Below are 23,689 nucleotides of genomic sequence, written 5' to 3'. Positions count from 1 at the left end.
AAAGTGTCAAATTCGAGCCGCCCAAATTACGGAAAAGTGTCGAAATGGGCGCGTGGAAATCACGGAAAAGTGTAAAACTGCACGTAAACAGGGGTGCGGCATAGCCTATGTTCAAACCTAGCTGTTGGGGTCGCCCTTGAGGGTGTTGATGTCCAGATACTCGTTATCGTCCTCTTTTTGCTGGGTCTCCGACTCCGCTTGGGTGGGGCCGCGGAACAGCTGGAATCCCTCAAACGCAATGACGCCGAGCAGGGCGATGATAATGGCGATAAAGGCAACCTTGACTGCCAGCGGAAATTCCGAGAAACGCAGCGCCTTTTCCTCGGCGTAATAATCGGCGAAGCGCTCTTCGCCCGTGCTTTTGGTATACGCCGGTGCGGACGCGGCCTCCGGGTCATATTCTGGTGCAGGTGTGGCAGTGTACGGATCGTTGAGATAATCGCTCGATGCGGTGCCATAATCCTCGGTCTCGATGCGACCGGTGCCAGCATAGTCATCGGAATAATCGGAATATGCCGCACCGCCCTCATAGTCCGCGGCGCTCGTGTTGACGGCAAAAAGCGGGTTAACTGGAACGTCGAGCGCCGGCATGCCGGTAGAGGTCTCATCAAGATCGGTTGCAGCCCAGGAATCGTAGGCAACCTGACGGGCAACGGGCTCATCGAGCCTTGTGACCGGAGGCTTGCGTGCCGCAGGAACGGGCAACTGCTGGGCGTTGTACATAACGGTGCTGTCGGCCGATTTGCCCTGCGTCGCTGCGGCGAGAAATGCCGCCGTCTCGGACGGGTCGCTTGCGGGGCGGGGAGCGGGCGTGGGCGCCGAAGTGGGTGCGGCCTTAACCTCGGGCGTCGAAACAGGCGACTGCGCAGGAGTCGGCGCGGATGCGGGCTTAGGCGCAAGTGCGGGATTGGGGCTTGACGGGCGAGCCCCGCCGCCCATGAGTTCGTCGGCGGTCCACGGGCGATCATCCATCACGTCGTCAAGGCTCAGCGAAAACAGGTCGTCTTCACCCTCATCGAACATGCGGTGCACATGTCCACCAATTGCCGGAATCAATCCGCGACCGGTGCATGATGCCTTGCTCAACGCCATTCTGTTCCACCCTTTCGAAATACTAATGACATCGATTATATGGAACTTTCCAAGCGGCTCGGTCTTGGATTCGTGCTTTCCAGAACTCGCGCCCAAAAGGGGAGGGGCAATCCAGGCGAGTGCCTACTTATCGCCGGCGGCAGCCTTTGCCTCGTTGAGGTAGCTATAGAAGCTGTACTTAGAGATGCCAAAGAACTCGCAGGCACGCTCGCTCGACTTGGAAATGAGGAAGGCGCCGCGACGGTCGAGGTAGCCAATGGCGCGAATGCGCTCGTCTTTGGTCATAAGGGCTGCGGGCTTGCCCACGTATTGCTCGCACTCGCGCAGCAGATCTTCGAGCAGGTCGCCGATGTTTTTGGTAATGGGCTCGGGCTCGGTGTAACCCGTGCCGCCGGTGCCGGTAAAGGCGTCGAGCGAACGCTCAAAAGCCTTCATGAGCGTAATGTCAAAGTTGATGCCCAGAATGCCGACGGGCTTGCCCTCGTCGTTGCGGATAAAGATCGTCGACGATTTGAGCAGCTTACCGTCGGTGGTTTTAGTGAGGTACGGTTCGCGGTCGTGTACATCGGTGGCGCCCTCGTGCATGGACTCAAACACGATATGGCTGGGGCCGTCACCCAGTTTGCGCCCGCTGACGTGGCCGTTTTCGATCACTACGATGGAGTGGTCCACGTCCTCGGTCTCCAGGTCGTGGACGACGACTTCGCAGTTGGGGCCAAATTGGAGCGTCAGACCGTGTGCGAGGCGCTTGTAAAACTCAATCTGTGCGGGGGTCATGGGTACCTTCCTAAAAATTAGTTTGGGCTCACTGTGCCATAAACCACACATGACCGCAAACAAATCCATCAACTAGGCAATTCATGACCGTTCGGCGGCGAAATAGTACCGATTACGGCAACAAACAATTCGTTAGGTATGCCAATCAAAAAGTGTGATAGAACATTACTAACAAACTTTTTGTTTGGCATCCACATAAAAGTTCAGCCGTGTGAATGGGATCGGGCTGAAACGCGTATGCGGGGGCCGGCAAGAGAGGACTTAAGGAGTTCACCGTATGGCCGATAAGATCCAGTGGGCGGGCAACACGATGCCCAAGAGCGATGACAAGCACTTGGGAATCATGAGCCTCGACCACGTGAAGAAGGCCCGCGCCTTCCACCAGTCGTTCCCTCAATATACCGTCACCCCGCTTGCCCGCCTGGACGGTCAGGCTGCGCGCTTGGGTCTGTCCAACCTGTGCGTTAAGGACGAGAGCTATCGCTTTGGCCTCAACGCCTTTAAGGTTCTGGGCGGTTCGTTTGCCATGGCCAACTACATTGCCGACGAGACCGGCAAGGACGTTGCCGACTGCACCTTCGACTACCTGACCTCCGATCAGCTTGCCAAGGACTTTGGCCAGGCCACCTTCTTTACCGCCACCGACGGCAACCATGGCCGCGGCGTGGCATGGGCTGCCAACAAGCTGGGCCAGAAGGCCGTCGTGCACATGCCCAAGGGTTCCACCAAGCCTCGCTTCGATAACATCGCCGCCGAGGGCGCCACGGTGACCATCGAAGAGGTCAACTACGACGAGTGCGTGCGCATGGCCGCCGCCGAGGCCGACGCCTGCGAGCGCGGCGTCATCGTTCAGGACACCGCCTGGGAGGGCTACGAGAAGATCCCGTCCTGGATCATGGAGGGCTACGGCACCATGGCTTCCGAGGCTGCCGAGCAGTTGCGCGAGATGGCCATCAACCGCCCGACGCACGTGTTTGTCCAGGCTGGCGTGGGTTCGCTCGCCGGCGCCGTGGTGGGCTACTTTACCAACCTGTATCCCGATAACCCTCCCACCTTCGTCGTGGTTGAGTGCGCACCTGCCGCCTGCCTGTACAAGGGCGCTGCCGCCGGCGACGGCGATCCACGCATCGTGGACGGTGACATGCCCTCCATCATGGCCGGCCTGTGCTGCGGCGAGCCCAACATCCTGGGCTGGGATATCCTGCGCAACCACACCACCGCCTTCGTGTCCTGCCCCGACTGGGTCACCGCTCGCGGCATGCGCACCCTGGGCGCTCCCGAGAAGGGCGACCCGCGCGTCATCTCCGGCGAGTCCGGCGCTGTGACCACCGGCCTGGTCGAGACCCTCATGCTCGATCCCGAGTACGCCGAGCTCAAGGAGCTCATCGGCCTGGACAAGACGAGCTCCGTGCTCTGCTTCTCCACCGAGGGCGATACGGACCCCGACCAGTATCGTCGAATTGTTTGGGAAGGCGAATATCCCACTTGCTAATCGTTGGGGCGGAGTAAATAGGTATCGCTCCGCCACCTCACAGGTAGATTCCTTCGTTTGAAAGGTTATGAACAATGGCTAAAGAACTCGATTACGACGCTATCAAGGCTGCTGCGGAGTCCCATCGTGCTGATATGACTCGCTTCCTGCGCGCTATGATCTCCCATCCCTCTGAGTCCTGCGAGGAGGGTGAGGTTGTTGCCTGCATCAAGGCCGAGATGGAGAGCCTTGGCTATGATGAGGTCAAGGTCGACGGCCTGGGCAACGTCATGGGCTTTATGGGCGAGGGCGACAAGATCATCGCCATCGACTCTCACATCGACACCGTCGGCATCGGCAACATCGAGAACTGGGATGCCGATCCCTATGAGGGCTACGAGACCGACGAGATCATCTACGGCCGCGGTGGCTCCGACCAGGAGGGTGGCATGGCTTCTGCTACCTATGCTGCCAAGATGATGAAGGACATGGGCCTCATCCCCGAGGGCTACAAGATCATGGTCGTCGGCACCGTCCAGGAAGAGGACTGCGACGGCATGTGCTGGCAGTACATTTACAACAAGGACGGCATTAAGCCCGAGTTCGTCATTTCCACCGAGCCCACCGACGGCGGCATCTATCGCGGTCACCGCGGCCGCATGGAGATCCGCGTCGACGTTCACGGCACCTCCTGCCACGGCTCCGCTCCCGACCGCGGCGACAACGCCATCTACAAGATGGCCGACATCATCGCCGACGTCCGCGCCCTCAACAACAACGGCTGCGACGAGTCGACCGACATCAAGGGCCTCGTCAAGATGCTCGACCCCAAGTACAACCCCGAGCACTTCGAGGACGCCCGCTTCCTGGGCCGCGGTACCTGCACCGTCAGCCAGATCTTCTACACCAGCCCCAGCCGCTGCGCCGTGGCCGACTCCTGCGCCATCTCCATCGACCGTCGTATGACCGCCGGTGAGACCTGGGAGTCCTGCCTGGACGAGATCCGCAACCTGCCGGCCGCCAAGAAGTACGGCGACGACGTGAAAGTCTCCATGTACATGTACGACCGTCCGTCCTGGACCGGCGAGGTCTACGAGACCGAGGCTTACTTCCCCACGTGGATCAACAAGGAGACCGCTCCGCACGTCAAGGCCCTCGTCGACGCCCACAAGGCCATGTTCGGTGACGAGCGCATCGGCTGCGAGCCCAGCATGGACAAGCGCACCGGTCGTCCGCTGTGCGACAAGTGGACCTTCTCCACGAACTGCGTTTCCATCCAGGGCCGCTATGGCATCCCCTGCGTCGGCTTTGGCCCGGGTGCCGAGTCTCAGGCTCACGCTCCCAACGAGGTCACCTACAAGGACGACCTGGTCACCGCTGCCGCCATGTATGTGGCTGCCCTGAACCTCTACGATCCGAGCCAGGCCGATGGCGACGCCACCGTGTTCCGCGCCGGTCTGACCAACAACAAGATTGACTAGTCCCATTCCTTGATCTTGTTGAGCCGGGGGCCGCTCGTGTCCCCGGCACCCCCTGTTGACTTGGGGCCCGCGGTCGTTATCTCCCATGCTTCCTCGACGGTGGCGGGTCCTCGTCATGGTGTTCTGCATGTTCTAGCCACACGCGCATGCTGGAGCACATCTATTCATTGCGATCGTTTCATCTTTGGAAAGGATATTTACATGGACGCCAAGTTTACCGAGCTCGTCGAGCAGCTGAACGGCCTCGATTTTAAGGGCATGTACGGCAGCGACTTCCTGCACACCTGGGATAAGACCACCGATGAGCTCAAGGCGCTCTACATCGTCGCCGACGCCCTGCGCGAGCTGCGCGAGAACAACGTTTCGTCCAAGATCTTCGACTCGGGTCTGGCCGTCTCGCTGTTCCGCGACAACTCCACTCGCACGCGCTTCTCCTTCTCTAAGGCAGCCAATCTGCTCGGCCTTGAGCTGCAGGACCTGGACGAGAAGAAGTCCCAGATCGCTCACGGCGAGACCGTCCGCGAGACCGCTACCATGATCTCCTTCATGGCCGACGTCATCGGCATCCGCGACGACATGTACATCGGCAAGGGCGACGCCTACATGGCCGAGGTCTCCGAGTCTGTCCAGCAGGCCTACGAGGATGGCGTTCTGGACCACCGTCCCACGCTCATCTCCCTGCAGTCCGACTCCGACCACCCCACGCAGTCCTCTGCCGACATGCTCTACCTCATCAACGAGTTTGGCGGTCTCGAGAACCTCAAGGGCAAGAAGGTTGCCGTCACCTGGGCCTATTCGCCCTCTTACGGCAAGCCGCTGTCCTGCCCGCAGTCGCTGATCAGCCTGCTGCCCCGCTTTGGCATGGACGTCACCCTGGCTCACCCCGAGGGCTACGACCTCATGCCCGAGGTCGTCGAGCGCGCCAAGGGCTATGCCGCCGAGTCCGGCACCACCTTTAAGCAGGTCAACACCATGGCCGAGGCTTTCGAGGGCGCCGACATCGTGATCCCCAAGAGCTGGGCTCCGTTTGCCGCCATGGAGAAGCGCACCAACCTGTACGCCGAGGGCGACGACGCCGGCATCGCTGCGCTCGAGAAGGAGCTGCTCGCCCAGAACGCCACTCATCAGGATTGGTGCTCCACGACCGAGCTCATGGAGAAGACTGCCAACGGCCAGGACACCATCTTCATGCACCCGCTGCCCGCCGACATCTCCGGTGTCTCCTGCGAGCACGGCGAGGTTAATGCCGACGTCTTCGACATGCACCGCGTGGGCATGTACAAGGAGGCCAGCTACAAGCCGTACGCCATCGCTGCCATGATGTTCCTGCAGAAGGTTGCCGATCCCGCCGCTACCCTCAAGGCCCTCGACGAGCGCAACACCGCCCGTTGGTTCCAGGCCTAAAGCTGGGCTGAGGTAAGCCATGCAAAGGGGGCACTCTGCCAACCGGCGGGGTGCCCCCTTTTTTTGCATCGTGGGCGTGCGGGATAAACGCTTTCGATGTAGATGCCCCGCGACGCGAGTTATGGGTACGATGGTTTCAGGGGAGGTATCGCCATGAAACTTGGTTGCGTCATTATGGCTTCGGGCGAGGGTAAGCGGTTTGGCTCTAACAAGATGCTTGCTGATATCTATGGCGAGCCGCTGATTGCCCGGACCATCGATTCGGTTCCCCGGGGCTTTGACGTCGTGGTTTCGACGCGTTGGCCCGAGGTCGTCCAAATTTGCAAGGACAAGCATTGCCCGTGCGTGTTGCACGATGGCGAGCTGCGCAGCGAAAGCGTCCGTGCGGGCCTTTCGTGGGGGGCGAGCCGCAACTGGAAAGGTTGTCTCTTTTTGCCGGGCGACCAGCCGCTCGTGAGTTCGGATTCTTTTGAGGCCATGGTTCGCGCGTTTGATGAGCGTGGCCGCAAGCATCCGGTGCGTCTTGCGTGCAACGGTGAGCCTTCGAGCCCGGTGCTCTTCCCGGCGGAACTGTTCGCTGCGCTTATGTGTCTTGAGGGCAAGGACGGCGGCGGTTCGATCCTCAAGGACCGTACCGACGTGGTGCTGGCCGAGGCGCGTGCCTACGAGCTGTGGGACGTCGATACCGCCAAGGGACAGCGATGCATAACGGAGCATATCGCCGCCTGCTCGTACTTTGATCGCGTGGCCAACTGCATCAATCAATAAGGAGCAATTATGATCATCATCAAAAACGGCGCGCTCGTGACGCCCCAGGGGCTTCGCCGCGCCGATCTTGCCATGGATGGCGATAAGATCGTGCGGATCGCCGCGGCGATCGAGCCGGCCGAGAGCGATACCGTCGAGGATGCCACGGGCTGCTGGGTGTTTCCCGGCTTTATCGACGGCCACACGCACATGCAGTGCTGGACCGGCATGGATTGGACAGCCGATAGCTTTGAGACCGGCACGCGCGCGGCTGCCTGCGGCGGTACGACGACCATTGTGGACTACGCGACGGCCGATCGTGGCGTGACCATGCCCGATGCCCTTGCCGAGTGGCATCGCCGCGCCGACGGCACCTGCACGGCAAACTACGCCTTTCATATGGCACTCGCCGAGTGGAACGAGCGCAACCGCGCCGACCTTTCGGCCATGCGCGAGGCGGGCGTATCGTCGTTTAAGACCTACTTTGCCTACGACCACCTGCGCTTGGACGATGCCGAGACGCTCGAGGTGCTGGAGGAGCTCAAGCATATTGGCGGTATCCTGTGCGTGCATTGCGAGAACGGTACGCTGGTGAATGAGCTGCAGAAGCGCGTGTTTGAGCAGGGGATTCATGGCCCCGAGGGCCATGCGCTCAGCCGTCCGGATGTGTGCGAGGCCGAGGCCGTGAGCCGTCTGCTGTATCTGGCGCACCTGGCCGGCGACGCACCGGTCAACGTGGTGCACCTTTCGACCAAGCTGGGGCTCGAGGCCATCCGTGCCGCCAAGGCGCGCGGGCAGAAGAATATCTATGTCGAGACCTGCCCTCAGTATCTGATGCTCGACGATACTTGCTACTTGGAGCAGGGCGAGGACGGCTTTGCGGGTGCCAAGTATGTGATGAGCCCGCCGCTGCGCCATGCGGGCGACCGTGCGGCACTGCGCGAGGCGCTTGTGGCCGGCGAGATCGATACGATCGCGACCGACCACTGCAGCTTTAACCTGCACGGGCAAAAGGACCGCGGGCGCGACGACTTCCGCGCGATTCCCAACGGCGGACCCGGTGTGGAGCATCGTCCCGTCGCGATCGCTACGAGCTTTGAGGGACAGCTGGGCCCCGAGGATCTGTGCCGCTTGATGAGCGAGAACCCGGCGCGCGTCTTTGGCATGTATCCGCGCAAGGGCTGTCTTGCCGAGGGTGCCGATGCCGACGTGTGCGTGTGGGATCCCAAGGCGCGCTGGACCATTCGCGCGGCGACGCAGCATCAGGCTGTGGACTACACGCCGCTCGAGGGCTTTGAGGCGCATGGTCGCGCCAAAGCCGTGTTTGTGAACGGCGTGCTGGCCGCGCGCGACGGCGAGCCCACCGGAGCCCAGCCCGGCCGCTACGTCCCCCGCTAGTAGCAAGGGTGCCGCCAGGGTAGCTAAAAGAGCCCCGTCCCAAATTAGCTACCCCTGGAGGCTGGTGGCGACGATGGGGCGGTCGAGATCTGTCTCGAAGCGGTCGGCCATCGTGGGGTCGCTGAGCGTGTCGACTTGGTTGAGCATGACGCGTGCGGTGCAGAGTCCCAGCGCCTGCATCTCGGCATTGAGCACCTGGGCGACGCGCCCTGGGGTGGCAGTGTCGGTGGGCTCGCAGCCGCAGTGCTCGCAGAAGATCTCGGGGCGGTGGACAACCTCGGCGACGGGCTTGCCCAGCCCCGAGGCGCCGACGACCCAGACAACGTTTGCCGTGGCGGCGGGAATTACCGGCTCCCAGGCGGCATGCGCCTTGAGCGGGAGTCGCTTGCTGCCATCTGCCTCGGCCAACACATAGTCAAAGCGCTGTGCCAGCTCGCCGAGCGGCTCGGCGGGGGCGGAGAGCTTGCCTGTCTCCGGGTCCAAGACGCCTGCCTGGCAGATGCTTCCGCGCGCAAGGCCCGCGCAGGCCTCGCAGGTGCAGCCTGGGGTGTGTAAGGCGCCCGGCTTCCAAGGCGCGGCGTCCAGGCGACGGCTCGACCCGTCCCATGGCACGCCGGCGACGGGAAACATATGCGTGGTGGTGCAGAGGAGCACGCGGCCGCCAGCGCGCATGAGCTCGAGACCCATCGTCTTGAGCAATGTCGACTTGCCACCACTGCCGATAATCGCGGTAATGCCCGGCTCGATCCTGAGCGCCGAGGCAAGATTGCCGCTAACCGTTTCCATCTGTTCACCGCCGTATAATACTGTGATAATAAATAATCATCAGAGTAGCGGTCGAACCGCTTTTGCTCTGTTCAAACCGTAGCACAGGGAGGTGCCCCGGGAATGCTCGTTTATGTTCGCGGCGCCGGCGATATCGCCACGGGCGTCGCCGCTCGCTTGGTGCGCGCCGGCGTGTCGGTTGTCATGGCCGATATCGCGGTTCCCACGTGCATCCGTCGCACAATCAGTTTTTGCGAGGCCATTCGCCTGGGCGAGGTCCAGGTCGAGGGCATTCGCGCTCGCTTGGCGCAGACGCCGGCAGATGCGCTTGCAATTACCGAGGCCGGAGACGTCGCCGTCGTGGTAGACCCCCAGGCCAAGATGCTCGACGAACTGAAACCTGCTGCCGTGGTAGACGCGATTCTGGCCAAGCGCAATCTGGGTACCACGCGCGACATGGCTCCTGCTGTCATCGCGGTGGGGCCGGGCTTTACCGCGCCGGTTGATTGCGATGCCGTAGTCGAGACTATGCGCGGGCATTTTCTCGGCCGTGTCATTACCCAAGGTTCGCCCCAGCCCAACACGGGCGTGCCGGGCATTATCGCCGGCTATGGCAAGGAGCGTGTTATCCACAGCCCCGCTGCCGGTGTGTTTCGGTCCGACCGCGCAATCGGCGACATCGTGAGCGCCGGAGACGTGATTGGCTATGCGGGCGATACGCCCATGTGCACGCAGATCGATGGCTGTCTGCGCGGGCTTTTGGCGAACGGCGTGCAGGTGACTGAGGGCTTTAAATGCGCCGATGTCGATCCGCGCGGCGATGCCAGCTATATCAACTATATTTCGGACAAGGCGACGTCGGTCGGCGGCGGCGTGCTCGAGGCGCTCGCCATGCTCACCGGTGTATTCCAGGGATAGGAAATTGCAATGGAAAAGCTCGATGTGGTGAATGCTGCGCTTGGCGCTCTGAAGGCTGGTAAGACGTGCGAGCTGGTGGTAGTTGCCGGCACGGCAGGGTCATCGCCGCGCGGCGTGGGCGCCTGGATGGCCGTCTTTGCCGATGGCAGCCAAGCAGGTACCATCGGCGGCGGCAAGATCGAGCTCTTTGCGCTGAACGAGGCGCGCGAGCTGTTGGCCGCAGGGCAATCGCGTCTGGTCCGCTACACCATGGGCGGCGAGAACTCCGATACCGGCATGATCTGCGGCGGAGCCATCTGCCTGTGCTATCTGCACCTGGATGTATCGCAGGCGCCGTTGTTCCAGTCGATTGCCGACGTCTTGGCGTATCGACGCATCGGCGACTTCGTCATCGACTTTGAACCGTTTATCGCAAACGCGCTCGAGGGCGATGTGGTCGAGTACCATGGCGAGACGTCGCGCCATACCATTGCCGGCTGCCCCGAGCTTTCGCTGGTGGAGGAGGGGAGTAAGGTCACCTACACCAACGCTGCCTCCGAGATTCCCCCGGCGCACATCGAGACGCTCTGCCCCGAGGGCCTGACCTACATCTTTGGCTGTGGACACGTGGGCGCCGCGACGGCGCGCGTACTCACGGCGGCGGGCTTTGCCGTTGTGGCGTGCGATGACCGCCCCGGCACGCTGATGCCCGAATGGGTGCCCGGTGTCTACGATCGTCGCCTGGTCGATTACAAGAACCTGAGCGAGCTGTGTCCCATCGGCCCGCGCGACCTGGTGGTCGTCGCCACGGCGGGTCACAAGTCCGATATCGACGTGGTGATTCAGGCCATGCGCGCCAAACCCGCCTATCTGGGCTGCTTGGGTTCGCGCCGCAAGACGGCATTTGTGCGCGCCCGCTTGGAGCAGGAGGGCTTTACGCAGGAGCAAATTGACGAGCTGCACCTGCCGATCGGAGTCGCCATCGAGGCGGAGGACCCCGAGGAGATCGCTATCTCCATTGCCGCCGAGATGATCCACCTGCGCCGCACCAAACTCGTTCCCCGCAAGCGCTAATCGCATCCCCATATATGAGTTGCGGTGAAATAGTTCCTAAATAAGCCTGACGGGCGGTCAGTCAGGAACTATTTCACCGCAACTGCTGTTTGACCCCGGGGGATGCAGGATTGCGGGTCAAAATGCTACCTGTGTCATATGCCCTATAATGTCCGACCGTTGAGCGGCATGGGGCCGCTGCTTAGGGTATGGGAGGCGCAAATGGCAGAGTCGGCAGCAGGGGATGCCCTGTTCGAGCGTACGGGAAAAGTTTCGTTTGTGCAGGTATTACCCCATGCGCTGCAGCATGTGCTGGCGGCATTCGCGGGTATCGTCACGCCCGCCATCATTATCGCGTCGGTCTGTGGCTTTACCCCTCAAGAGGAAGCCGCTGTCATCCAGGCGTCGCTCGTCCTCTCGGCGCTCGACATTTTCCTTCAACAGTTCCCCATAAAAGGTGTCGTCGGTTCGGGCCTGCCCATCGTGATGGGCGCGAGCTTCACCTTCGTGCCGGCGCTCAAGGCGGTCGGTCTTGAGCTCGGCTTTGAGGCCGTGCTGGGCGCCCAGGTAATCGGCGGCGCACTCGTCGTGCTCTTCGGCCTGCTGTTCAGGCGCGTGAGTTTTCTGTTTCCGGCCCCGGTGCTCGGCACCGTCATCTTTGTCATTGGCCTGTCGTTATGCCCAGTGGCAGTTGCCTCCATGGCGGGCGGGGAGGGCGCTGCCGATTTTGGCAGTGTCACCAACTGGGCCGTCGCGCTCGTGACGTTTGTCGTCACCTTTATGGTCGGTAACTACGGCAAGGGCGCGCTTAGGCTGGGCAGCATCCTGGCCGGTATCTGCGCGGGCTTTGTTTTGGCGACGGTGCTGGGCATGGTCGATTTCTCGGCTATCGCGACCGCCAGCTGGTTTGCTCCGCCGACCCTGGGTGCCCATCGTCTGGTGTTTGACCCTGCCGCGTGCGCCGTTGTGGGCGTTGTCGCCATTGTCAACGCCGTGCAGGTTATGGGCGAGTTTGCCGCCGTGTCGTCCGCCGCGCTCGATACCCCTGCGACCGATAGCCAGATCTCGGGCGGTCTGATCGCCAACGGCCTGGTCGGTATGCTGTCGGGCTTTTTGGGCGGCGTCCCCACGGCAACCTTTGGCCAGAATGTGGGCATTATCGCCGAGAACAAGGTCGTCAACCGCATGGTCTTTACGCTTGCCGCCGCCATCTTGCTCATCGCGGGCTTGCTGCCCAAGTGCGCGGCAGTGCTCACGTCCATTCCGCAGCCGGTAATCGGCGGCGCCACGATCGGCGTGTTCGCGACCATCGGCATGAACGGTGTGGTCATGTTTGCCCGCCACGGCCTGCCTCAGCGCGATACCACGCTCATGGGTCTCTCCATCGCCTTTGGCACGGGCATTGAGCGCACGGCCGGCGCGCTTGCCGGCGCTGGATTCCCCGCCTGGGTCGGCACCGTCTTTGGCGGATCCTCCATCGCCGTCGCCGCGCTCGTTGCTGTGATCCTCAACCTGGTCCTCCCACGCCAAAAATAACGCCTCATATATGAGTTGCGGTGAAATACGGACTGTTTAAGCTTGTTAAGCCATCAAACAGTCTCTATTTCACCGCAACTGCCATTTTCCTCCGTCCTCTAGGGATCAATTTGTGCGGGGGAGTTGTGGAGTTGTGCAGGCAGACGAGGTTTTTCTGGAAATATGCACCCAATGCGCGTATAGTACCGATTGTTTTGTCGGCTCCTGCTGCGTCGAGTCCAAACCGCAAAATGCCATGAGCGGCGCGGATGCAGCCAGGAGGCACGAGGACAACCCATCGTGGCCACGCCCCGTGCTTAAAACCCCAAGAAGGAGTGAACAATGGCAGAAGAGAAGTATGTGCCGCGTCTGAAGACCAAGTACAACAACGAGGTCAAGCAGCAGCTTCAGGACAAGTTCCAGTACGAGAACGTCATGATGATCCCCAAGTTTGAGAAGATCGTCGTGAACATGGGTGTCGGCGAGGCCGCTACCGATTCCAAGGCCATCGACGGTGCCGTGCGCGACCTGCGCGCCATCACCGGCCAGCAGCCGATGATCACCCGTGCCCGCAAGTCCATCGCTACCTTCCGCCTGCGCGCTGGTATGCCGATCGGCTGCAAGGTTACCCTGCGTGGCGACCGTATGTGGGAGTTCTTCGATCGTCTGACCTCCGTCGCGATCCCCCGTATCCGCGACTTCCGCGGCATCTCCGCCAAGAGCTTCGACGGCCGTGGTAACTTCTCCATGGGCGTCACCGAGCAGCTCATCTTCCCCGAGATTGACTTCGACTCCGTCGATCACCAGCGTGGTATGGACATCACTTTCGTGACCACCGCCAACACCGATGAGGAGGCCAAGGCCCTTCTGGACGCCTTCGGTTTCCCGTTCAAGAAATAGGTTCACCTGCCCTATAAGCGCCGTTCCCACAAGGGGGCGGCGCTTGGGGCGAACAATACTCTATGTGAGGAGGATATAAGTGGCTAAGACATCGATGATCGTCAAGTGCAATCGCAAGCAGAAGTTCTCTACTCGTGAGTACACGCGCTGCCAGCGCTGCGGCCGTCCGCACTCTGTGTACCGCAAGTTCGGCCTGTGCCGTGTCTGCTTCCGCGAGCTTGCACTCAAGGGCGAGCTTCCCGGCGTTAAGAAGGCCAGCTGGTAAGTCACTACCAGCGTTTCAAGCATCCGTTTGGAACAGGGAAAACGCGCTAGTTAGGCTTTGCCGTTAAGGGCGGCGAAGAACCAAGAGCACGTGTTCATCAAGAACGAAGGAGAATCTGTATGAACCTTACAGACCCGATCGCAGATATGCTTACGCGCATCCGTAACGCTAACTCTGTGAACAAGGCCACGGTCTCCATGCCGAGCAGCAAGAAGCTCGTCGAGATCGCTCGTGTTCTGCACGAGGAGGGCTACATCGAGGGCTACGATGTCGAGGACACCGTTCCCCAGAAGACTCTGCACATTACGCTTAAGTATGGTCCCAAGAAGGCTAAGGTCATCAACGGCATCCGCCGCATTTCCAAGCCGGGCCTGCGTAAGTACACCGGCGTTGCCGACATGCCCCGCGTCCGCGGTGGCCTTGGTACCGCCATTATTTCCACCAGCCATGGCGTCATGACCGACCGCGATGCTCGCAAGCACAACGTCGGCGGCGAGATCATCGCTTACGTCTGGTAATTCGCTCGGTAGGTAGAAGGAAAGGAGATCACCGTGTCTCGTATCGGTAATAAGCCTGTCCAGATTCCCGCCGGAGTCGAAGTGGCAGTCAACGGCAACAACGTTGTCGTCAAGGGCCCCAAGGGCCAGCTCGAGCTCGATGTCTTTGAGAAGCTCGCTATCAACGTCGAGGACAACGTCCTCACCGTTTCCCGTCCCGACGACGAGCGTGAGACCCGTGCCCGCCACGGCCTCACCCGCGCCCTCATCCACAACATGGTTGTTGGCGTTTCCGAGGGCTTCGAGAAGAAGCTCGAGCTCGCCGGCGTCGGTTACCGCGTGCAGCAGAAGGGCAAGAACCTCGAGTTCTCCCTGGGCTTCTCGCACCCCGTGATCGTCGAGGCTCCCGAGGGCATCACCTTCGAGGTTCCCGACAACACCCACGTGAACGTCAAGGGTATCAACAAGCAGCAGGTCGGTCAGATCGCCGCTGAGATCCGCGGCCATCGTCCTCCCGAGCCTTACAAGGGCAAGGGTATCCACTATGTTGGCGAGCACATCCGCCGCAAGCTGGGTAAGGCCGCCAAGTAGTCGTAACCGACTCACTCGCATAAGACCAGCACCCCGTCAGGTGCTGGCAAGATCAACCTTTTTAGGAGTTTACGTATGAACAAGCATAAGGCGAAGCTGGAAGGCCTCAAGCGTCGTCAGCGTCGTGTTCGCGGCAAGGTCTCGGGTACCGCCGAGCGTCCGCGTCTTCGCGTGACCCGTACTAACGCCAACATCTATGCCCAGATCATCGACGACAGCAAGGGCTCCAGCCTGACGCTCGTCTCTGCCTCGACCCTCGAGGCCGAGTTCAAGGGCACTCACACCTCGAACAAGGAGGCTGCGGAGAAGGTCGGTCAGCTCGTTGGCAAGCGCGCCATCGAGGCCGGCATCACCAAGGTCGCCTTCGATCGTGGTGGCCGTATCTACCATGGCCGCGTCAAGGCCCTCGCCGACGGTGCTCGTGCCGCCGGTCTCGAGTTCTAGGAGGTATGTAGCACATGGCTCGTAATCAGAAGCAGCAGCGCGAGGCCTCCGAGTTCGAGGAGCGCGTCGTTTACATCAACCGCGTGTCGAAGACCGTCAAGGGTGGTCGTCGCATGAGCCTCGTCGCTCTCGTCGTCGTTGGCGACGGCAAGGGTAACGTCGGCGTTGGCATGGGCAAGTCCGCTGAGGTGCCCATGGCCATCTCCAAGGCGTCTCTCGATGCCAAGAAGAACATGTTCCACGTGCCGGTGACCGATCAGGGCACCATCCCGCACGAGGTCCTCGGCCACTTTGGTGCCGGTCGCATCATCATCAAGCCCGCTGTCGAGGGTACCGGCGTTATCGCCGGCGGCGCTGTGCGTCCTCTCTTTGAGCTTGCTGGCATCAAGAACGTCCTGTCCAAGTCCCTCGGTACCGACAACGGCCTCAACATCATCAAGGCTGCCGTCGAGGGCCTCAAGGAGCTCTCCAGCCCTGAGGACGTCGCGGCTCGCCGTGGCCTGACGGTCTCCGAGATGTTCGTCGGTAAGGAGAACTAAGCATGGCTGACACCATCAAGATCAAGCAGGTCCGCAGCACCAATGGTTGCAAGCAGGACCAGGTCCGTACTGTCCGTGCCCTCGGTCTCCACAGGATCCGCGAGGTTCGCGAGATTGCTGACAACGAGTCCGTCCGCGGCATGATCTTCAAGGTCAAGCACCTTGTCGAGATTGTAGAGGAGTAGCAAATGCAGCTTCACGATCTTACTCCCGCGCCCGGTTCCACCAAGAACCGCAAGCGCGTCGGCCGTGGCAATTCTTCGGGTCACGGCACCACTTCTGGCCGCGGTCAGAAGGGCCAGGGTTCCCGCTCTGGCGGCACCAAGGGTGCCGGCTTCGAGGGTGGCCAGACTCCGCTGGCTATGCGCCTGCCCAAGCTTCCGGGCTTCCGCAACCCCCGTCGTATCGAGTACACCGCTGTTAACGTCGAGCGTCTCGAGCGTAAGTTTGAGGATGGCGCTGTAATCGACGGTGCCGCTCTTAAGGCCGCTCGCATCACCAAGAGCGAGTTCGAGCCCGTCAAGGTGCTCGGTAATGGTGAGCTCACCAAGAAGTTCACGGTCAAGGTCGATAAGGTCAGCGCTTCTGCGCAGGCCAAGATCGAGGCCGCCGGCGGAAAGGTCGAGCTGCCGTGCTAAATGGTCTTAAGAATGCTTTCCGCATCAAAGAACTGCGCGAAAAGATTCTTTTTACCATAGCTATGCTCGTCGTGTACCGCATTGGTGCGCACGTTCCTGTGCCCGGCATTCCCTACCAGGGGATGCTGGGCCTTTTGTCGACCGACACTAGTTCGGTCGCCGCAGGCGCTATGGCCCTCCTGAATCTTTTCTCTGGTGGCGCGTTGAGCTATGTTTCGGTGTTCTCCCTGGGCATCATGCCCTACATCACGAGCTCGATTATCCTCCAGATGCTCCAGGCCGTCGTGCCTTCCCTGCATGAGCTTGCCCGCGAGGGCGAGGTCGGTCAGACCAAGATCACGCAGTATTCGCGTTACCTTACCTTGGCCCTGGCAATCCTCAACTCCGTGGGTTATCTCTTCCTCTTTAAGGGCTTTAACATCAGCTTCAATGGTGCTGGTGCACCCGAGATCATCTTTGACATCATGATTGTTGGTACGCTCACCGCGGGCGCCATGCTGATCATGTGGATTGGTGAGCTCATCACCCAGCGCGGTATCGGCAATGGCATGTCGCTGATCATCTTTGCGAACATCATGGCCGGTCTGCCGCAGGCGATCTTCTCCAGCACCGAGGGCAATGCCGGTGGCATCATCACCATGGTGATCATCTGCGCCATCATCCTGCTGGTTATCCCGCTGATTGTTTTCCTTGAGCGCGGCCAGCGCCGCATTCCGGTCTCCTACGCTAAACGCGTCGTGGGCCGTCGCATGATGGGTGGCCAGACCACGTACCTGCCCATCAAGGTCAACACCGCGGGTGTCGTGCCGATCATCTTCGCTTCGGCGCTGCTGTACTTCCCGGCTCAGATTGCCGTGTTCTTCCCCGGCATCGGCTGGATTCAGGCAGTTGCCTCTGCGCTTTCGACCGGTTGGCTCAACTGGGTGCTTAACGTTGTCCTCATCGTGTTCTTCGCTTACTTCTACACCTCCATGGTGTTCAACCCCGATGACACGGCCGACAACCTTAAGAAGCAGGGCGGCTTTATTCCGGGCGTCCGTCCGGGTAGGGCTACCGCGGCCTACATCAAGAACGCGCTCAACAAGATCACGCTTCCCAGCGCTGTCTTCTTGGCGCTCATCGCCATCGTGCCTTCGATCATTTTCTCCTTCACGGGTAACCAGCTGATCCAGGCATTTGGCGGCACGTCCATCCTCATCATGGTCGGCGTCGTGCTCGACACGGTCGATAAGCTCGAAGGCCAGATCAAGATGTATGATTACGATGGATTCTTTAAATAGGCTAGAGGAGGATTGCTCATGAACCTCGTATTGCTCGGAGCTCCGGGTGCCGGCAAGGGCACCGTCGCACAGGAGCTCGTCGCCGAGTTCGGCGTCGCTCACATTTCCACGGGCGACCTGCTGCGTGCTGCCGTCAAGGGTGGCACCGAGCTTGGTATTCAGGCTAAGAAGTACATGGACGCTGGCGAGCTCGTTCCCGACCAGCTCGTGATCGACCTTGTCAAGGAGCGCCTTGCTGCCGATGACGCCCAGCAGGGCTTCATCCTCGACGGCTTCCCGCGCAACACCGCCCAGGCTGTGACGCTCGATTCCGAGCTCTCCGCTCTGGGTCGCGAGATCGACTGCGCCCTTCTGGTCGACGTGGCCCCCGAGGTCATCATCGACCGTCTGTCTTCGCGTCGCACCTGCCGCGCCTGCGGTTACACCGGCACTGCTGCCGATGCCACCTGCCCCAAGTGCGCCGGCGAGATGTATCAGCGCGACGACGACAAGCCCGAGACCATCAAGAACCGTCTCGACGTCTACGAGAAGTCCACGAGCCCGCTCGTCGACTACTATCGTGGCCAGGGTCTGCTCAAGTCGGTCAACGGTGACCAGGCTCGCGAGACCGTGTACGGGGATGTCAAAGAGGCTCTTGGTCTATGATCAAGATTAAGTCTGCAACGCAAATCGAGCAGATGAAGAAGGCAGGAGCGCTATCTAAGATGGCGCTCCGCCACGTTGGAGCCATGGTGCGTCCCGGCGTTTCGACTTTTGAGCTTGATCAGCTTGCGGAGCAGATTATCCGCATGCATGGTGGCACCCCGGCCTTTAAGGGTTACGGCGGGTTCCCCGGTACCATCTGTGCATCGATTAACGATGCCGTGGTGCACGGTATTCCCAATCCCGACATGATCCTGCGCGATGGCGATATCATCTCCATCGATACGGGTGCCGTTGTCGACGGGTGGGTCGGCGATAACGCTTGGACGTTCTTCGTCGGTACCCCCACGCCCGAGGCCAAGGCCCTGTGCGAGGTTACGCGCGATTGCCTTAAGGCTGCCATCGAGCAGGCTGTTCCCGGTAACCATATTGGGGACATTGGTTATGCCGTCCAGTCCCTCGCCGAGTCTCACGGCTATGGCGTGCTTCGCGATTATGTGGGGCACGGTATTGGCCATGTGATGCACGAGGACCCCAACGTTCCGAACTACGGAAAGAAGGGGAGGGGCGTTCGTCTCCAGGCCGGTATGGTCATTGCCATCGAGCCGATGGTCACGATGGGATCCAATCATGTGAGCACGGGCTCCGATGGTTGGATCGTCACGACCAACGACCACCTGCCCGCCGCGCACTACGAGAACACCGTCGCCATTACCGATGACGGCCCGGTGATTCTTACTACCGACGCGCAAGGCGCTTGGTGCTCCTTGCAAGGAGGCGAGATGTAGAGGCCGCGTTCAAATTCGTCGGCATTTACATTTCAAAGTAACAAGTTTCACTTAGTTGTGGAGCCATTACGAAGATATTACGATACGTGCACGCGTATTGTAGAATACTCAATCGCTGTCGTTTTCTAGAGAAAGATGATTGCTTGTGAAGAAGGAAGACGCAATTGAGCTCGAGGGTACGGTAAAGGAACCGCTGCCCAACGCCATGTTTAAGGTTGAGCTCGAGAACGGTCATTCGGTTCTGTGCAACATTTCTGGCAAGATCCGAATGAATTACATCCGTATTCTCCCCGGTGACAGGGTTGTCGTGGAGCTTTCCCCGTACGACCTGACCCGCGGCCGCATCACCTATCGCTATAAATAGCGGCACGCATACACGCACTCCTTTTCCGACTGCAGGCTTAGCTCAACCTACGGTCGGATTGTGTGTGAAGACCAGCCATAGTTTTAAACGCCTGCGGCTGGGCGAGTAGATAGTAGGGAAGTAGTTTGAGCGCTACCGAAAGGAAGAACGATGAAGGTACGTCCTTCGGTCAAGAAGATGTGCGATAAGTGCAAAATCATTAGGCGCCATGGCAAGGTCCTCGTCATTTGCGAGAACCCCCGTCATAAGCAGCGTCAGGGTTAAGAGAGGAGACTACGTTGGCCCGTATTAATGGTGTCGACCTCCCGCGTGAGAAGCGCGTTGAGATCGGTCTGACCTACATTTACGGCATCGGCCGCACCACTGCGACGAAGATTTGCGTCGAGTGCAACGTTAACGTGGATACGCGCGTTAAGGACCTCACCGAGGATGAGGTTAACGCCATCCGCGATTATATCGACAAGAACCAGATCATGGTTGAGGGCGACCTCCGCCGTGAGCGCAACCAGAACGTCAAGCGCCTTATGGACATCGGCTGCAACCGCGGCCTTCGTCACCGCAAGGGCCTCCCGGTCCGCGGCCAGCGCACCCACACTAACGCTCGTACCCGTAAGGGCCCGAAGCGTCAGATCGGTGCTAAGAAGAAGAAATAAGGAGCGCTAGATAGATGGCTACTGCTAAGAAGAACGTTCGCGCTGCCCGTCTGAAGCGCGCGGACCGTAAGAACATTTCCGTGGGCCAGGCTCACATTCGTTCTACGTTCAACAACACGATCGTTTCGATCACCGATCCCCAGGGCAACGTCATTTCCTGGAAGTCGGCTGGCCAGGTGGGCTTCAAGGGCTCCCGTAAGTCCACGCCGTTCGCTGCCCAGATGGCTGCCGAGGCTGCTGCCAAGCAGGCCATGGAGCACGGTATGAAGAAGGTTTCCGTCTTCGTCAAGGGCCCCGGCTCCGGTCGTGAGACCGCCATCCGCTCCCTCCAGGCTGCTGGCCTCGAGGTCTCGAGCATCCAGGACAAGACCCCCATCCCGCACAACGGCTGCCGCCCCAAGAAGCGTCGCCGCGTGTAACTGAAAGGATCGTATCAATATGGCAATCGACAGGACTCCTGTTCTTAAGCGCTGCCGTCAGCTCGGGATCGATCCCGCTGAGCTCGGTTACAGCAGCAAGAAGGAATCTATCCGTCAGCCCAAGCGCCGTCGCAAGGAATCTGAGTACGGCATGCAGCTGCGCGAGAAGCAGAAGGTCAAGTTCATCTATGGCGTTCTGGAGAAGCAGTTCCACGGCTACTTCAACAAGGCCCGTAAGATGAACGGCGTTACCGGTGAGAACCTCATGATCATCCTTGAGTCTCGCCTCGACAACGTCGTCTTCCGTCTTGGCTTCGCCCGCACCCGCAAAGAGGCTCGTCAGTCCGTCCGTCACGGTCACTTCACCGTGAACGGCAAGCGCGTGGACATCCCGTCCTACCGCGTCAAGGCCGGCGACGTCGTCGCTGTCGGCGAGAAGTTCCGTGACCTCCTCCCCATCAAGGAGGCCCTGATTTCCTCCGAGCGTTTCGAGGTCCCTGGCTGGCTCGAGGTCGATATCGAGAAGCTGTCTGGTAACGTGCTCGCTCTGCCGACGCGTGAGCAGATCAGCGGTGATATCAACGAGCAGCTCATCGTCGAGCTCTACTCTAAGTAGTCCATCCGGGCTGCTGAGGCTGGAGGTAATACATGTCAGAATTCATTAGGCCTCAGGTTCAGGTCGAAGAGATTAACGAGACGTCTGCTCGTGTCTCCGTTGAGCCGCTCGAGCGTGGCTACGGCGATACGCTGGGTAACTCCCTTCGTCGCGTTCTTCTGTCCTCGCTCGAGGGTGCCGCCGTCGAGGCTATTCAGATCGATGGCGCGCAGCACGAGTTCATGACCATCCCTAACATGGTCGAGGATGTCACCGACATCGTCCTGAATGTCAAGGGTCTTGTCTTCAGGGCTCTCGGCACGACCGGCGAGGCGACCGCCACTATTTCTGTTGACGGCCCCTGCGAGGTCACCGGTGCGGACTTCTTTATTCCGTCCGAGTTTGAGCTGGTCAACCCCGAGCAGCACATCGCTACGCTCACCGAGGGTGGCCATCTCACCATGAGCATGCGCATCGGCTATGGCCGCGGCTATGTCTCTGGCGAGGCTAACAAGCGCGACAACGATCCCATCGGTGTGATCCACGTCGACTCGCTGTACTCGCCGGTGTCCCGTTGCGCCAAGCTCGTTGAGGCTTGCCGTGTCGGTCAGCACACCGACTACGACCGCCTTGTCCTCGAGATCGAGACCAACGGCTCCATCGCTCCGCGCGACGCCGTGGTCCAGGCTGCCAATATCATCAACCAGCATATGGCTGCCTTTATGAACCTTGCCGAGACCCCCGAGGTCGAGGAGGAGGCTTCGATCTTCGCTCCCGAGGTCACCAACGACAACGCCGAGCTGGACAAGCAGATCGAGGATCTGGACCTTTCCGTCCGTTCCTACAACTGCCTTAAGCGCGCCAGCATTCACTCGGTCCGTCAGCTCGTTGAGTTCTCGGAGAACGATCTGCTCAACATTCGTAACTTCGGTGTTAAGTCGATCGAGGAAGTGAAGGACAAGCTAGAGTCCATGGGCCTGAGCCTGAAGGCTTAATGCTTCGCATATTTGAGGAGAAACTAGACCATGCGTCACAACGTTAAGAAGGGCCTGAAGCTCGGCACCGATGCGAGCCACACCAAGGCCATGAAGAAGAGCCTTGCTAAGGCCCTCTTCGAGAACGACCGCATCAAGACCACCGAGACCCGCGCTAAGGCGCTGCGTTCGGTCGTCGATCCGATCATCACCTGGGCCAAGAAGGGCGACCTGCACTCTCGTCGTCTGGCCATCGCCAAGCTCGGCGATAAGCAGCTCGTTGCCGAGATCTTCGACAAGGCTGCTCAGGGCATGTGGCAGGACCGCAACGGCGGTTACACCCGCATCATGAAGCTCGGTAACCGCAAGGGCGACAACGCTCCCATCGTTATCATGGAGCTCGTCACCGAGCCTTGCACGCCTAAGGCCAAGAAGGCTGCTCCGGCCCCCAAGAAGGCCGCTGCTCCCAAGAAGGTCGAGGCCGTCGAGGAGGCTCCTGCTGAGGAGACCGCTGAGTAGACAATCCGTCTGCATAGGCTATATTCGAGGGGTACGTTCGCGTACCCCTCTTTTTTTGTCGCAATACCGTTGATTGTTTGTTGGGAGCGTCCATGACCGCGCCGTCTGATTTCAATTCGAACCCAGAGCTCGATGCTACGCTCGTATTCCGTGTTGCCTATGACGGCTCATCGTATAGCGGATTTGCCGAGCAACCGGGCCAGGCGACCGTTGCGGGCGAGTTGCGCCGCGCTATCGAGACGCTGCTGCGCCGCCCGATCGATCTGACGTGTGCGGGGCGTACCGATGCCGGCGTGCATGCGGTGGCTCAGTACATTAGCGTGCCCGTAACGGACGCTGAGCTTGCTCTGACGCGCCGTAGGTGGCTGAGGGCTATGGATGCCCTGTTGTCCAAAGATATCGCCATAAACGAGGTCTACAGGGCCCGTAAAGGCTTTTCTGCTCGCTTTGACGCGCGGTCCCGTACGTATACGTACCGTATTGCCGATCGCGATGCGCGCCCCGTGCTCTCGCGCGGCGCTGTGTGGTGGCATCGCTATCCCCTCGACGTCGATGCGATGGCGGCCGCCTGCCCTGCGCTTTTGGGCGAGCAGGACTTTAAGAGCTTTTGCAAGGTGGCATCTGCCGTGGGCAAGCCCACGCATCGCTGCGTGATGCGTGCCGAGTTTGGCCACGAGGTCGCTTTTGGCGAGGATATCCTGACCTTCACCATCGAGGGCAATGCGTTTTTGCACTCGATGGTGCGTACCATTGTAGGAACGCTCGTGGAGATTGGCATGCATCGTCGCGATCCCGAGTGGATGCGCGAGGTCATTGATGCCTGCGACCGTACCGCCGCGGGTCCCACGGCGCCTGCCTGCGGCCTTACGTTTATGGGTGTGGATTACGGCCCCGACGAGCTTGTCGTACTCGACTAGGGGAGTGCTCGGCGCGTCCGTACCTGACACATACTATGTGTGAGCTGCGCGTGTGCAACATCTG

General features: G+C 60.4%; 30 protein-coding genes. 27 read left to right on the top strand and 3 right to left on the bottom strand.

The annotated features are described in order from the left end of the window. Positions 1-117 precede the first annotated feature (117 nt). On the bottom strand, positions 118-1,092 hold the full coding sequence (locus tag DW180_RS00680; protein ID WP_118236940.1) for a hypothetical protein: 975 nt from the start codon (positions 1,090-1,092) through the stop codon (positions 118-120). A 123-nt stretch (positions 1,093-1,215) separates the two neighbouring features. Then, entirely contained in the window at positions 1,216-1,869 is a 654-nt protein-coding gene (locus DW180_RS00675) for a transcriptional regulator (protein WP_233545125.1), read from the bottom strand. Between the two features lie 277 nt (positions 1,870-2,146). On the opposite strand from DW180_RS00675, the gene dpaL reads away from it, so the two are divergent. From dpaL to hydA, 5 genes are all read left to right on the top strand, one after another. Beyond that, the gene (gene dpaL / locus DW180_RS00670; protein WP_089573553.1) at positions 2,147-3,361 is read left to right on the top strand and encodes a diaminopropionate ammonia-lyase; all 1,215 of its coding nucleotides are present in this window, start codon (positions 2,147-2,149) and stop codon (positions 3,359-3,361) included. Between the two features lie 74 nt (positions 3,362-3,435). Further along, a complete protein-coding gene (locus tag DW180_RS00665; RefSeq protein WP_118236936.1) occupies positions 3,436-4,821 on the top strand; it encodes a YgeY family selenium metabolism-linked hydrolase in 1,386 nt (461 codons plus the stop codon). Positions 4,822-5,022: 201 nt separating this feature from the next. After that, positions 5,023-6,225, top strand: coding sequence for a knotted carbamoyltransferase YgeW (ygeW, locus tag DW180_RS00660; protein ID WP_055252229.1), 1,203 nt, complete (start codon positions 5,023-5,025; stop codon positions 6,223-6,225). A 153-nt stretch (positions 6,226-6,378) separates the two neighbouring features. Beyond that, a complete protein-coding gene (locus DW180_RS00655; RefSeq protein WP_158570908.1) occupies positions 6,379-6,993 on the top strand; it encodes a nucleotidyltransferase family protein in 615 nt (204 codons plus the stop codon). Between the two features lie 9 nt (positions 6,994-7,002). After that, on the top strand, positions 7,003-8,370 hold the full coding sequence (gene hydA, locus DW180_RS00650) for a dihydropyrimidinase (protein WP_118236932.1): 1,368 nt from the start codon (positions 7,003-7,005) through the stop codon (positions 8,368-8,370). A 48-nt stretch (positions 8,371-8,418) separates the two neighbouring features. Here hydA and yqeC read toward each other — a convergent pair whose 3' ends face one another. Next, positions 8,419-9,156 (bottom strand): selenium cofactor biosynthesis protein YqeC, encoded by a 738-nt coding sequence (yqeC, locus tag DW180_RS00645; protein ID WP_118236930.1) that lies wholly within the window; start codon positions 9,154-9,156, stop codon positions 8,419-8,421. 102 nt (positions 9,157-9,258) lie between these two features. Here yqeC and yqeB point away from each other — a divergent pair, with 102 nt between their 5' ends. The 22 genes from yqeB to truA all read left to right on the top strand — a co-directional run bounded on the left by yqeB (position 9,259) and on the right by truA (position 23,625). Beyond that, complete coding sequence (gene yqeB, locus DW180_RS00640; protein WP_118236928.1) at positions 9,259-10,053, top strand: selenium-dependent molybdenum cofactor biosynthesis protein YqeB; 795 nt, start codon at positions 9,259-9,261, stop codon at positions 10,051-10,053. Between the two features lie 9 nt (positions 10,054-10,062). After that, a complete protein-coding gene (locus tag DW180_RS00635; protein ID WP_118236926.1) occupies positions 10,063-11,106 on the top strand; it encodes an XdhC family protein in 1,044 nt (347 codons plus the stop codon). Between the two features lie 201 nt (positions 11,107-11,307). After that, positions 11,308-12,621: a uracil-xanthine permease family protein gene (locus tag DW180_RS00630; protein ID WP_158570907.1), complete on the top strand. Its 1,314-nt coding sequence runs from the start codon at positions 11,308-11,310 to the stop codon at positions 12,619-12,621. 321 nt (positions 12,622-12,942) lie between these two features. Then, on the top strand, positions 12,943-13,500 hold the full coding sequence (rplE, locus tag DW180_RS00625; protein WP_006235260.1) for a 50S ribosomal protein L5: 558 nt from the start codon (positions 12,943-12,945) through the stop codon (positions 13,498-13,500). A gap of 79 nt (positions 13,501-13,579) precedes the next feature. After that, a complete protein-coding gene (locus tag DW180_RS00620) occupies positions 13,580-13,765 on the top strand; it encodes a type Z 30S ribosomal protein S14 (RefSeq protein ID WP_022094280.1) in 186 nt (61 codons plus the stop codon). A gap of 119 nt (positions 13,766-13,884) precedes the next feature. Continuing rightward, a complete protein-coding gene (gene rpsH, locus DW180_RS00615; protein WP_006235262.1) occupies positions 13,885-14,283 on the top strand; it encodes a 30S ribosomal protein S8 in 399 nt (132 codons plus the stop codon). Between the two features lie 33 nt (positions 14,284-14,316). After that, positions 14,317-14,853, top strand: coding sequence for a 50S ribosomal protein L6 (gene rplF, locus DW180_RS00610; protein ID WP_006235263.1), 537 nt, complete (start codon positions 14,317-14,319; stop codon positions 14,851-14,853). Between the two features lie 75 nt (positions 14,854-14,928). Beyond that, the gene (gene rplR / locus DW180_RS00605; RefSeq protein WP_055252235.1) at positions 14,929-15,297 is read left to right on the top strand and encodes a 50S ribosomal protein L18; all 369 of its coding nucleotides are present in this window, start codon (positions 14,929-14,931) and stop codon (positions 15,295-15,297) included. Positions 15,298-15,311: 14 nt separating this feature from the next. Continuing rightward, positions 15,312-15,836, top strand: coding sequence for a 30S ribosomal protein S5 (gene rpsE / locus DW180_RS00600; RefSeq protein ID WP_022094279.1), 525 nt, complete (start codon positions 15,312-15,314; stop codon positions 15,834-15,836). A gap of 2 nt (positions 15,837-15,838) precedes the next feature. Continuing rightward, complete coding sequence (gene rpmD, locus DW180_RS00595; protein WP_006235266.1) at positions 15,839-16,021, top strand: 50S ribosomal protein L30; 183 nt, start codon at positions 15,839-15,841, stop codon at positions 16,019-16,021. A 3-nt stretch (positions 16,022-16,024) separates the two neighbouring features. After that, positions 16,025-16,474 carry a 50S ribosomal protein L15 gene (gene rplO / locus DW180_RS00590; RefSeq protein ID WP_006235267.1) on the top strand — a complete coding sequence of 150 codons (450 nt, stop codon included), beginning with the start codon at positions 16,025-16,027 and terminating at the stop codon, positions 16,472-16,474. Beyond that, positions 16,468-17,754, top strand: coding sequence for a preprotein translocase subunit SecY (gene secY, locus DW180_RS00585; RefSeq protein ID WP_118236923.1), 1,287 nt, complete (start codon positions 16,468-16,470; stop codon positions 17,752-17,754). Before rplO ends, secY begins: the two co-directional genes overlap by 7 nt. An 18-nt stretch (positions 17,755-17,772) precedes the next feature. Further along, entirely contained in the window at positions 17,773-18,399 is a 627-nt protein-coding gene (locus tag DW180_RS00580; RefSeq protein ID WP_118236922.1) for an adenylate kinase, read from the top strand. Next, entirely contained in the window at positions 18,396-19,184 is a 789-nt protein-coding gene (gene map / locus DW180_RS00575; protein WP_118236920.1) for a type I methionyl aminopeptidase, read from the top strand. The genes DW180_RS00580 and map overlap by 4 nt, the downstream gene beginning before the upstream one ends. A 145-nt stretch (positions 19,185-19,329) precedes the next feature. After that, the gene (gene infA, locus DW180_RS00570) at positions 19,330-19,548 is read left to right on the top strand and encodes a translation initiation factor IF-1 (protein WP_035137443.1); all 219 of its coding nucleotides are present in this window, start codon (positions 19,330-19,332) and stop codon (positions 19,546-19,548) included. A 150-nt stretch (positions 19,549-19,698) separates the two neighbouring features. Further along, the gene (rpmJ, locus tag DW180_RS00565; protein ID WP_006363204.1) at positions 19,699-19,812 is read left to right on the top strand and encodes a 50S ribosomal protein L36; all 114 of its coding nucleotides are present in this window, start codon (positions 19,699-19,701) and stop codon (positions 19,810-19,812) included. A gap of 14 nt (positions 19,813-19,826) precedes the next feature. After that, positions 19,827-20,201, top strand: coding sequence for a 30S ribosomal protein S13 (gene rpsM, locus DW180_RS00560; RefSeq protein WP_022094275.1), 375 nt, complete (start codon positions 19,827-19,829; stop codon positions 20,199-20,201). A 14-nt stretch (positions 20,202-20,215) separates the two neighbouring features. Continuing rightward, positions 20,216-20,620, top strand: coding sequence for a 30S ribosomal protein S11 (rpsK, locus tag DW180_RS00555; RefSeq protein ID WP_006235274.1), 405 nt, complete (start codon positions 20,216-20,218; stop codon positions 20,618-20,620). A gap of 19 nt (positions 20,621-20,639) precedes the next feature. Beyond that, positions 20,640-21,236, top strand: coding sequence for a 30S ribosomal protein S4 (gene rpsD, locus DW180_RS00550; protein ID WP_006235275.1), 597 nt, complete (start codon positions 20,640-20,642; stop codon positions 21,234-21,236). A 32-nt stretch (positions 21,237-21,268) separates the two neighbouring features. Further along, entirely contained in the window at positions 21,269-22,210 is a 942-nt protein-coding gene (locus tag DW180_RS00545; RefSeq protein ID WP_118236918.1) for a DNA-directed RNA polymerase subunit alpha, read from the top strand. 30 nt (positions 22,211-22,240) lie between these two features. Next, positions 22,241-22,708: a 50S ribosomal protein L17 gene (gene rplQ / locus DW180_RS00540; RefSeq protein WP_006235277.1), complete on the top strand. Its 468-nt coding sequence runs from the start codon at positions 22,241-22,243 to the stop codon at positions 22,706-22,708. Positions 22,709-22,800: 92 nt separating this feature from the next. Beyond that, positions 22,801-23,625 carry a tRNA pseudouridine(38-40) synthase TruA gene (gene truA / locus DW180_RS00535; protein ID WP_118236916.1) on the top strand — a complete coding sequence of 275 codons (825 nt, stop codon included), beginning with the start codon at positions 22,801-22,803 and terminating at the stop codon, positions 23,623-23,625. The last annotated feature ends 64 nt before the right edge of the window (positions 23,626-23,689 follow it).

Origin of the sequence: Collinsella sp. AM16-21 (genome assembly GCF_003471905.1) — a bacterium.
Lineage (GTDB): Bacteria > Actinomycetota > Coriobacteriia > Coriobacteriales > Coriobacteriaceae > Collinsella.
Note: the sequence above shows the minus strand (reverse complement) of the source record. Positions and strands in the feature narration are given on the sequence as shown.